Source organism: Sphingobacterium suaedae, assembly GCF_042684625.1.
In the GTDB taxonomy this organism is placed as follows: domain Bacteria; phylum Bacteroidota; class Bacteroidia; order Sphingobacteriales; family Sphingobacteriaceae; genus Sphingobacterium; species Sphingobacterium suaedae.
In genome coordinates this window covers 529,606-540,534 of sequence record NZ_JBHULR010000001.1, presented here as the reverse complement: position 1 = coordinate 540,534, position 10,929 = coordinate 529,606, and the positions used below count along the sequence as shown (strand labels likewise).

Here is a 10,929-nt window from a genome sequence, read left to right as displayed (position 1 = left end):
TTTCCCCCTTGCGGTGTCCCCCGCTTGGAGTTTTCCCTTGACATCGTGACGACAGGTTCTCCTGTTCCGAACAAAAGCCTGTGCTATGCTCGTGCCGCCTATACGCCGGATGCCGCATGGACAGTAGACAGGTGACCTCCATGCTTATCCCAATGATGCTACTGGACATTGGTTCTGACATCAAATAATCCTTTCGACGCCTCTTCAGCGGTTCACTTGCGTTCACCTTCATAACACGTACCTGATCCCTGAAACGAGACCTTTTTCCCCTATCGCTCACTACCACGGCATTTAACCGCAGCAGCATAGAGGTGGTTTGGTACCGAAACCTGTATTCCGATACCGAAGGACCTACCTTCATCTTCTGCTCAGCACTAAATGTAAAATTCATCAGTTTATACATTTATTCAGGACACTCAGTAGCCGGGGTTTTGTGTAAGGTTGGGATTAACGGCCAACTGTTGGCTCGGAATCGGATACACCAAGGTTTTTGGATCCGGATCGGCGGCCTTTTCTTGCCACGCCTCCAAAAATTTACCGTACCGGATCAGGTCTTGCCGTCTCCATCCTTCCCAGTATAATTCGCGTGCACGCTCGTCGAGCAGGTTATCGAGTGTCAGCGCGGTCAGGTTCGCGACACCGCGTTCCTTCCGGATACCGTTGACGAGCGCTAGGGCGTCTGTCGCCGCCCCCGTTGCTCCCCTAAGGATAGCTTCGGCCTGCATCAAGAGGACATCGGCATAACGGAAAACCACCCAGTCGTTGTTCCGTTGTCCGGTAACTGCATAATCAAACGCGTACTTCATCGGACGAATACCGGCCGTTTCCAGCGTAGCCCCCGACGTGCGGATCGTCACCTCGCGCGTGAACGATAACGGCGCATTGGACGGGTTTCGAGCCATCAGCGGCTTGTTTGTTGTCCAATTGTATTGCGGTCCTGCAAAAAAACCGACATTCTGCCGATGATATTTCAACTTCCGGTTAGACGTCGTGTCGGCAGGATAGTCGTAATAGATCCCTCTGCGTTCGTCGTTCGCGCTGAATTTATCGTAGTAATCGGACAACGTACACCAGCCGTTCCATCCTCCTGGGCGCATATTATAATGGGCGATGGTATTCCATGTGCGGTCTACGTTTCCGCCACGTTCTCCATTTTTATTGAATAAGGTATAGATGTTCTCCGTAGAAATCGCATCATTATTCGGTGCAAAATTGTCAAAGTATTTTCCCGCTGCCGATACCGTGTAAAGATTGGATGCCGTAATCTCCTTAGCAAGCGCCACCACCCGGTTCATATCTTCTGCGGCAAACGATGGATTCTGCCGGTTGAGAAACGTGCCTTTATTCAAATGCAATTTCATCAGCAAGACGCGTGCGGCATTTCGGTTGGCCACGAACGCGGCCGTCGGCCCATTGTTGGGAAGCGCGGTTAGAATTTCTTCCAGTTCGTTTTTGATGTAATCGATCGCTTCCTGTGGTTGCAACACCCGCGGTGCAATACGGAAATCTTCCAGCGACTCACCTTCACGGATCGGAACAACACCGTACAGGTCTAGCATGTCAAACATGGTTAAGGCGCGTATAAAACGAGCTTCCGCGGCCTGTTGCGGGTTCGGATTGTAGCGCAACACATTGGTCGCGTTGTAGATCGCAGTGCCCAGGCTGACGAATGTATTGTTCATATAGCCATTGTCTGCGTTCCAGGTATGGAGGTGGATCGCCCGGTGCATGCCGTTGTCGTCCCAGTCGCCACCACGTGTCGGTGCCATGGCCGCGTCGGTCGAAATTTCCTGCATCACCCAGCGCTGCTCTTGCTGGTAGGGTGTGTTCAACGAATTGTAAGCGGTAATCAGCAGGCCTGCCGGATCGACATCCGTATTTCCTTCCTCCAGTTCGCTCCGAAATTCCTCCGTCAGCTTGGTACAGGAGAACATGCCCGTGGCGACGGCTCCTGCTAGGGCGATATATATGATTGGTTTTAATTTCATCTGTCTTTTTTTTTTATGTTATCATGATGCTTCACTTTCCTGCGCTCCTTACAGTGCAAAGTTGACCCCCAGTAGGATATTCCGTGATGGTGGATAGGGCAGGTACTCAATACCTAACGACGGTATACCATTGGTCGCGCCATCCGTATTGACCTCCGGATCGAATCCTGTGTATTTCGTGATGATAAACAAGTTTTGTCCGGTAAGGGATACCCGAAGGTTTCTGAAGGTTTTACCGACATTGCCCACGTCGTAACTCAACGTCAGGTTCGCCATTTTTAGGTAATCTCCTTTCTCCAGGTACCGTGTCGAAGGGGCGGCCGAGTTGGAGGTCGACTCTTTGACAGACGTATCAAAGAACGCTGACCCGATGTTCCGTGCCGAGAGATTGCTCAGTCCGAGCGCGGTAGCCGCTGTATTGTTAAACAGATAGTGCCCCAACGCGCCATTCATATTGGCCCCCAACGAGAATTTTTTGTAGGTGACATTCGTCGAAATACCTAATAAGGTAGTCGGGTTTGGACTGTTCGCATAGAATTTGTTGACCGCCGGATCGTTGGCGCTACTCGCGCTGCCATCCAGCCCTCTGTACATGCTCATTCCCGTCTCGGGATCAATGCCTGCGTATTCGGCAAGGTACCAAACGTTCAGCGGTTGTCCATTCACCATACGTTGTCCCAATACCCCCGAAAAGCCCTGTCCGCGCAAAGCGCCCGTCTCGTAATAACCGATCAGTCCGCTCACACTATTCTTCAGGAAGGTCGCATTTCCGGTGAGGTCCCATGTCCAATCCGTATTTTTTATAATCGTACCCGTCAAGGCGATTTCCACCCCTTTATTGACGATTTCCCCGTCTAAGTTGACCCAGATACGTCCGGCGGGTGCTGGCTGTGCCAAGGTCTGCTCAAACAACGCATCGGTTGTCGTTTTATGGAAGTAGTCGATCGAACCGTAGAGCCTGTTGTTCCATATCCCGAAGTCGATACCGGCATTGAGTGTGGTGGATGTTTCCCATTTCAAGTCGTCGTTCCCATAGTTTGCTTGGCTGATACTTTGATTACCGAATACCAGTCTATCCAAGGACGCCCCCGACGGGAACTCCTGATTACCGGTCCTACCCCATCCCAAACGGATCTTCAGTTGATCAAAGACATCGCCCGAACTTAAGAAGCTCTCCTCGGCAACATTCCAAGCAACGGCCAGCGATGGAAAGACCGCATATTTATTGTTCGATCCAAACTTGGTGGAACCATCGCGACGGACCGTTGCCGTGAGCAAGTAGCGGTTCAGGTAATTGAAACCGCCACGCAAAAATACAGACTGCAACTGGTTCGTGGGACTGCGATAGGAAGAGATTTCCCGCGTAGAAACTGGTGAATACTGTAAATAATCAAAATAGTCCAGACCTAAGTATTGGAATCCTCCACCAAAAGAGATGTTGTTTTTGTAGTTGTAGTCCAGATATTCATAGCCGGCTACGGCATTGATATTCCAGTCTTCATTCACCTGCTTATTGTACGAAAGCATATGCGTCATCTGCAGATTGGTTTCGCTGTTGTTCGACAGAAAAGCCTGCTCATTTTCAGCAGCGGACGGATCAATTAACCCTGCGCGGTACATGCCTTCCCGGTTGCCGGTTTGTCGCATCGCGCTGTAGATAAAACGGTACTCGAGGTCGTCGGTAATCTTATAGTATGGTGCCACGTTGATCACCATGGTATTGGTAGTCGCCTGATCCTTAAATGCCTCTAAGCTGGTCAAGGGATTGCGTGTGGTGGTGCTGACAAATGTAGGCACACCTTGCTCGTCGCGGAGCGGACGTGTCGGGTTCCATTGTAAGGCCTGCGATATGACATTACCTTCCGACCCGACCATCGCATTGATCGGTGCATAGCGGTTGTCCATTTGTGTCACGAACATGGCGAAGTCCAACCCCAGCCGCTTGTTTTCCAAAAAGCGGAAATTGCCCGTAAAGTTACCGGTATACTTCTTTAATTGTGAGGTGCGGATTATCCCATTCTGGTTGAGGTACCCGCCCGACAACCTATATTTGCCATGCTCGGTACCGCCCGAGACATCGCCATAATAATTCTGCGTGATCGCGTGGCGAGTGATCGCTTTAAACGCATCTTCATTGCTTCCGAAATCCGCGTCGGACACCTCCGACGGGGTGTAAAATTGGAGCGCTTCCCTAAATTTGTCGGCGCTGAGTACATCGGGGTATTCGCGCATACTCGACACGCCGGCGGTGACACCTAAGTTGATCGCTGGCGATCCGGGCACCCCTTTTTTCGTGGTAATAATGACCACACCATTGGCGCCGCGGGATCCGTAAATAGCGGTAGCGGAGGCGTCTTTTAGGATATCCATACTGGCAATGTCATTTGGATTGAGGTACGTCAATGGATTTCCGCGGTCGGATGAGAAACCACCTCGCCCTTCAGGCAGCGGGGAGTTTCCAGACATCGGAACCCCATCCAATACGAACAGCGGGTTATTGCTCGCGCGGATGGAGGAGTTGCCGCGGATACGCACAGTCACGGAACCACCGGGCTGCCCGGTATTGTTGATGACCATCACACCGGGTGTCTTTCCTTGAATCAACTGATCCGGACTGGTCATAAGCCCCTTATTAAAATTCTTCTCGGATATGGTTACCATTGCGCCGGTCAGGTCCTTTTTGCGGGCCGTACCGTAACCGATGACCACCACCTCTTCCAAATCTTGATCGGCATTGGGTTCCAGCTCTACACGTATGGTATTACCAACAATGGGCGCTTCCTTCGTGGCGTAGCCGATGAAGGACACTTCCACGACTTGCGCGTCGCCCGGGACCTCCAAGGAGAAATTACCTTTGTCGTCAGTTGTAGTGGCTACCGTGCCTCCTTTGACACGGACGGTTGCCCCGACAAGTGGCGAACCGTTTTCGTCCAGGATCGTTCCCGTTAATGTCCGTTGTTGGGCAAAAATCATGTGGGATACGAGCAAGAGCATAAGCGTTAGGACGCTTCGTATACGTAATTTATTTTTCATATGGGTGCTATTGTTCAGGAGCTCGAAAGCTCGGTTTTGTTTTTTAAGTTGCTCCATCGGACACGCTCCACGATCCGCATAGGCGGAAAGTGAGGCTTCCGTGCAACTAATTGTTCAAGGTTTTTTATTGCATTACTGGATCACTTTTAGGTGCAAGTCACCAACATCGTAGCAGATGCAGATGATCAGCTCATCCGGATAGTGAGAAACCGAATTTTCGGGAGATGTGTCGTTTTAGTCATATGTTTCGTTTGTTTACGTTTTGGTTATATCTGCCTATAAAAATCAGCAAAACTGCGCCGTCTGTTCAATCACAGCGTCTCAATATTGTATCATTTTGTCTCAATGAGAACGATCCCGAAAATGAAACAACCGTTATTTAAAAACACAACTCACTAAAAATCAATACGTTAATGCATTTATCCACCTTTGGCATAAAAATAGCAGCGATAAAGAGCCGTTTCTATGGTGTTTTATTGCAGGAAATTATTTAATTTTCTGAAAGCTAGACTGAAACAGCTAACCGCTAAACAATGGATGGGGAACACTTTTACGCAAAGTCGTTCCCGTGTAGATCAACCGACTAAACATGTGAAACAGATAAACCTATGCGTACTATTATTACAAAAACAGCGTATTTAACCGGCGAACCGCAGCGAATGCCTGATAAGACGGATAACGGTCTGCGCAAACGGATGAATGAAATCGAGAAACCCGTCATCCTACTTGTGGAAGAAGATAAACAAGCGTTGGCCTACCTGAACAAAGAACTGAAAAGTCAGTACACCGTTTTACGGGCCAACAACGGTAGGGAGGCGCTCGACATGCTGGAGCAGCATGACGTGCACCTCGTCCTGACGGAGATCAGCCTGCCCATTATGGACGGCATCGCCCTCTGCCGACGGATGAAAACAGACGTATTATACAGCCACATTCCTGTGATTTTCCTTACGGCACAGCAAACACTGGAACGCAAAATACAAGGGCTTAACAGTGGCGCTGATGCGTATATCGAGAAACCGTTTTCATTCGAGTTTTTGATGGCCCAGTTGCGTAGCGTACTGCATAATCGCCAGATGGTGAAAGATCATGTTGCCCATGCCTATCCTGCAGGCACAAAACAGGAAATAGAATCGACACGGCGGGCAGACTTTATAGCGAAGCTCCATGCCCTTATTCATGAACGGATCTCCGACACGGATCTGTCGGTAAACGAACTGGCGAAACTGATGCATATGAGCCGTCCTACGTTGTACCGGAAGGTCAAACTGTATTCCGAATTGACGCCGAACGAGATTATCCATGTATCCAAACTAAAAAAAGCGGCGGAGCTACTTACGCTGCAACAATACTCCATTACACAGATTGCGACGATGGTGGGCTATTCGGTACAATCCAACTTTTCCAGGGATTTTCACAAACATTTCGGTATACCACCGAGCATGTATCTCCTGGGCACCACGAAGCAGCCCCAAGTGGTGTCGTAATAAACAAGCGCGGGTCTGCCGGGGGAGCCCGCGCTTTTTAACGCGTTTCGCTGCTTTTTCTCCAAAACGAACCCCAACAGAAAGGTTTCTATGGAAACCTATAAAGTCGCCCATCCCGTGCAGCACGGCCTTAAACCGCGTACCCGATCTGGAAAATAACATGCAGCATCGTTGCCTGTTGCGGAACCCGCCTTTGACCGCACCTCATACCGCGCAGACCGTAGACACAGAACCCATTCTTGTTATTTTTTTTACTAAAATTATTAGTATATAAAAACTATTTTTCTTAGTATTGCTGTAGAAAATTGTCGGACATAACATACAGAAAGCATATGGATATCAGCGAAACAGGCAATCGTTTTAACGACCGGGCATATCCGTCGATAAGGAGCCAGGGAGGTCAGCAACCAATAACGGTGGACACGCATAGGCGGACGCACGCTGGTGTACGTGCTCTTCCGCAGGATACCGGTATCCCTAAAGTGCAGGAACCAGAGCTGATCGGTGACATCATCGCGCGGATGTTCGTGCGTTGCGCATCGTCCTGTTCATCATAAGCCGTCTCCCGTGGCCAATACGCGTCGAAAAGAGGCAGCACGGCCGATGTACGAGTGGCTCGTCTATCTTTCTACGCGTGCTAAGCATGTTCGGCACTTGTCCTTTCCCGGTATCCGCTATTCCAAGTGCTTAGCGGCCTATTGTTTATTGGACAACACTTGTTTCTCGTGCAACAGCGCTTGCTGCAGCTCCTTATATTCTACGTCCTGCACCCCCACTCCCTGGTCAATAGCAAGTACGGCCGCCAGTGCGGCACTCTGCCCTAAAATCATGAAAACAGGTTCCATACGGATGCTACCAAACGCGATGTGCGAGCTCGATACACAAACGGGAACAAGCAAGTTGGTGCATTCGCTTTTCTTTGGGACGAGGGAACCGTAGGCAATCTGATAAGGCCCCTTTTTCGGCTTTACGCCAATATCGCCTTCGTTTTGCACATAACCATCGGCCTTTACGTAGCGCTGCACATTATGTGAGTCTAGGGCATACGATCCCATTCCGACGGGATCATGGATTACGCGCTCGCTGAACGTATCGTGCTCGGTCATGACATATTCCCCGATCAGACGACGCGCCTCGCGTATATACAGTTGATGCGGCCAATGTCCATTGTCTTTGAATTCGTCTCTAGCTAGCCCCCACTCCGCCATTTCTGTCCTGACATCTGCCGGTACACGGGAGTCATTGGCCAAAAAGTACAAAAGTCCCTTTTGGTAGTCTTCATGTTGTTTGATAATTTCCCGGCGGCGTTCGTAGCTGGCATCTGGATAATCATAATTCATGCCAATGAAATCGGTACTGAATGGTCCGTGATTGTTCGTGTCTGTTTTTCGATTGGGTATGGGGTCAAACTTGCGGAATGTCTCTCGCCAACCCGCCGCAAAGACGCGCGCCAACAATTCATAATTTTCCGGCCGATAATTGTCGGGTTTGGCAAATGCGATCCGGTTGTCGGGATGGTTGCTGAGGCACATCCGAAAGCAATAGGCTTGTACGCGATGATCGCCCTGCCCATACGTGCCGGGATCGTCTCCGGAGATTCCATACAGTAATCCGCTGCTGCTGTCGCCTGGAACAATGTAGGGGCTTATATCCTGTTTGAACCAATGGTCGTGATGCAGCACTCCCGTTTGCACGCCGTTCCACTTTTCCTTATACTGATGAGTGGGCTCCCGGCCTACATGATAACTGACGCCGGCAGCAGCGAGCAGATCGCCTTCATAGGTCGCATCAATGAACATCTTTCCGGTATAGGTCTTTCCACTTAATGTCGTCAGCGAAACAATGCGCCCATCTTTCTTTACGATCCCGTTCGTTCTATCCAACCATTCATCCCGCCGCACATCAAGTTTATATTCCTTCACGTAATCTTCAAACACCTGTTCGGCGATATGCGGTTCAAATATCCACATCGTGCGGGCGTCTCCATCTATGGCCGGAGTACCTTGCCCGGTGTTTCCATAGTCCGCTGGCTTTTGCCATCGCCACGTTGCACTATCCTGATAGTACATGTAGATTCGGTGGTAAAAGTCTCGGGCCAAACCGCCAATGACCGACTTATCACCCGTATCGGTGAAACCTAAGCCTCCAGAAGACAGGCCGCCGAGGTGTTTATCGGGCGATATCACCAAGACGGATTTACCGGATTTCTTCGCCTGCACGGCTGCCGTAATAGCGGCGGACGTACCACCATAGATAATGAGGTCTGCCTGATAGCTATCGGGGCTCGATGTTCGGCAGGCAGCCAAAAGGCTTAAGGCTATGCCAAAGCCCATGAACAGTTTCTTTTGCATAGATGGATTATTTTTGTTTGGTCACGTTATGCGGACGTCGACATCGGTTAGCTGGCCCGCGTCTTTTATGCAAGATGCAAAAAATCCAAGTGGATCTGTATGCATGGAATCTCAATTAATTGCCAAATCGTATCTTATTGCTGACATACATTGTCGACCGCCCCTTCAGAAAAAACGCTGGAGAAAACGCTGCCATCCCCTACTTGCCGTCCGCTTCGCGCTGATATACGCGGACATAGTCAATCTCGTACCGCGCAGGCAGAAGAGCATCGTCAATGGTCCCCCCGTTTATTCCACCGAGCGCGAAATTTAGGAGCATATAATGGGGCTGATGGAAGGGGTTCATGCCGCGTGCATCTGTATTTACAAGCTGGTCTAAAGGAACACGGTTCATCAGGCTATCATCTACATACAGGGCGATTTCCCGTTCGTCCCAATCCATTCGCCAAGTGTGAAACTCGTTCGCCCAGGCTTGTCCACCAAGTTCTCGAACGGCTTTGGTCGCTGTATGCCACGATGCCTTCCACCGATCTTTTGTGCCGGAAGCAATATTGGCGAGTATATTACCTCGATAGTACTCCATGATATCAATTTCCCCGTTAGACGGCCATTCGCCCTGCACACCCAACGTCCAAAATGCCGGCCACAGTCCGCTTCCGACCGGAATGCGTGCCCGCATTTCCATCCGCCCATATTGCCATTCTTTTTTTCCGCGGGTATTGATAGACGAAGAGGTGTATTGTATCTCTTTCCGTGATTTTGCCCAATCTTTACTTCCCTGCTGATGTATCGGGTTTTTTCGCTTTTCTTTTCGTGCTTCAATCACCAATATTCCATCCTTACAATATGCGTTTTCCTGTTGGTACCACTGGTCTTCACGGTTGCGTTGGAACCCTTCTTCAAAGGTCCAATACCTTGGATCGGGAGGGCCGTCTTGGCTAAATTCATCAGCCCAAACCAATTGATACGACGGAGAATTTGCCTGCTGCCCGCGTACTAACAGACAAGCTATCAACGAAAAACTTACGATCAGGAACCGTTTCATAACATACTAGCTATAAGGTGAGTAGATTGATATAAAGATACATTATTTCCAGGAAAAACCGTAGCCTCAACATCAATCATCCAGAAAGCTCGTGTTGTCGGATATCGCTGTTATCTGTCCGCAAACGGACAGCACCTGTACGCTAACGGACGTTTTCAAGGCTAACAAAATAAAGCAAACCCCTAGTAAATAAGCAGTTGTGCTTGTTGGTAACATCCTTGCCTTAGGTTTGGCATGAATCAAACGTGCACACACACAGAGCTTAGCCCAGGTAGAGACGCGCATCACTCGGCCAATTCGTGCTTCGCCGATTTTTTTTCCGCATTCACCGAGAATTTGCGGCATCCAATCTAATCCATATTCCCGCGAAGCCAATTCTGTACTACTTTTGAATCATCAAGAACGAAGTAAAACATTAACATATTAACAATAAAAATCTACGACAATGAAAAAGACATGTACAACAATCCTCGCCGCATTCCTGATGGTTACTTCTTTTAGTGCCTTCGCGGTAGAAAAGAATAACCCGCTTCGGGACCTCGAATCGACAAAAATTGTTATGACCTATCTAGAAGCAACGACGCTCGGCAGTGTGGAGCTCAATAAGTTTCTTTTTGCAGACGACTTCCAGTATAACAACACAGCGAATAATGACCATTTCAATAAGAAGCAATACACCAGTTTTCTGAAAGCGCACAAGGGGGTCAAGTTTGACTGTACTACAGCCTACGAAATCCTTGATCAGACGGGCAATACCTGTTTAGCCAAAGCCACCATGACGTTTAAAAATTTCACCCGTGTGGATTACATGACATTGAGCCATGGCGAAGATGGGTGGAAAGTAAGCAAAGTGGTAACGACCTACCCGCAACAAAAGTAAGCCCCCTTCAGACGCAGTAATTGGATACAAAAAAGCATTTGTTTCAATGTTTAGTTTAGTCGGCCCGCAGTGATGCGGGCTTTTTTGGCACAACGTGGTGTACCAGGAAGGCCTTGACGGTTTTGCGAATAGGGTGTCTGCACAC

8 protein-coding genes are annotated in these 10,929 nt (G+C 49.4%); 3 read left to right on the top strand and 5 right to left on the bottom strand.

The genetic code is table 11. From position 1 onward, the window contains the following. The 3 genes from ACFSR5_RS02305 to ACFSR5_RS02295 form a co-directional block, all read right to left on the bottom strand. Positions 1-391 (bottom strand): hypothetical protein (locus tag ACFSR5_RS02305; RefSeq protein ID WP_380900296.1); only part of this gene is annotated, 391 nt, incomplete at its 3' end. A gap of 25 nt (positions 392-416) precedes the next feature. Further along, positions 417-1,988: a RagB/SusD family nutrient uptake outer membrane protein gene (locus ACFSR5_RS02300; RefSeq protein ID WP_380900294.1), complete on the bottom strand. Its 1,572-nt coding sequence runs from the start codon at positions 1,986-1,988 to the stop codon at positions 417-419. Between the two features lie 48 nt (positions 1,989-2,036). Beyond that, on the bottom strand, positions 2,037-5,021 hold the full coding sequence (locus ACFSR5_RS02295; RefSeq protein WP_380900292.1) for a SusC/RagA family TonB-linked outer membrane protein: 2,985 nt from the start codon (positions 5,019-5,021) through the stop codon (positions 2,037-2,039). A 608-nt stretch (positions 5,022-5,629) separates the two neighbouring features. On the opposite strand from ACFSR5_RS02295, the gene ACFSR5_RS02290 reads away from it, so the two are divergent. Further along, positions 5,630-6,508, top strand: a complete 879-nt coding sequence (locus tag ACFSR5_RS02290) for a response regulator transcription factor (protein ID WP_380900290.1) — start codon at positions 5,630-5,632, stop codon at positions 6,506-6,508. 305 nt (positions 6,509-6,813) lie between these two features. Then, positions 6,814-7,065: a hypothetical protein gene (locus ACFSR5_RS02285; protein WP_380900288.1), complete on the top strand. Its 252-nt coding sequence runs from the start codon at positions 6,814-6,816 to the stop codon at positions 7,063-7,065. 138 nt (positions 7,066-7,203) lie between these two features. Here ACFSR5_RS02285 and ACFSR5_RS02280 read toward each other — a convergent pair whose 3' ends face one another. Further along, positions 7,204-8,859, bottom strand: coding sequence for an FAD-dependent oxidoreductase (locus ACFSR5_RS02280; RefSeq protein WP_380900286.1), 1,656 nt, complete (start codon positions 8,857-8,859; stop codon positions 7,204-7,206). A gap of 199 nt (positions 8,860-9,058) precedes the next feature. Then, a complete protein-coding gene (locus tag ACFSR5_RS02275) occupies positions 9,059-9,904 on the bottom strand; it encodes a glycoside hydrolase family 16 protein (RefSeq protein WP_380900284.1) in 846 nt (281 codons plus the stop codon). A gap of 445 nt (positions 9,905-10,349) precedes the next feature. Here ACFSR5_RS02275 and ACFSR5_RS02270 point away from each other — a divergent pair, with 445 nt between their 5' ends. Then, the gene (locus tag ACFSR5_RS02270; protein ID WP_380900282.1) at positions 10,350-10,784 is read left to right on the top strand and encodes a nuclear transport factor 2 family protein; all 435 of its coding nucleotides are present in this window, start codon (positions 10,350-10,352) and stop codon (positions 10,782-10,784) included. Positions 10,785-10,929 lie beyond the last annotated feature (145 nt).

Coding starts and splice junctions, on each gene's coding strand:
- ACFSR5_RS02300 (WP_380900294.1), bottom strand. CDS start 1,988: ATGAAATTAAAACCAATCATATATATCGCCCTAGCAGGAGCCGTCGCC.
- ACFSR5_RS02295 (WP_380900292.1), bottom strand. CDS start 5,021: ATGAAAAATAAATTACGTATACGAAGCGTCCTAACGCTTATGCTCTTG.
- ACFSR5_RS02290 (WP_380900290.1), top strand. CDS start 5,630: ATGCGTACTATTATTACAAAAACAGCGTATTTAACCGGCGAACCGCAG.
- ACFSR5_RS02280 (WP_380900286.1), bottom strand. CDS start 8,859: ATGCAAAAGAAACTGTTCATGGGCTTTGGCATAGCCTTAAGCCTTTTG.
- ACFSR5_RS02275 (WP_380900284.1), bottom strand. CDS start 9,904: ATGAAACGGTTCCTGATCGTAAGTTTTTCGTTGATAGCTTGTCTGTTA.
- ACFSR5_RS02270 (WP_380900282.1), top strand. CDS start 10,350: ATGAAAAAGACATGTACAACAATCCTCGCCGCATTCCTGATGGTTACT.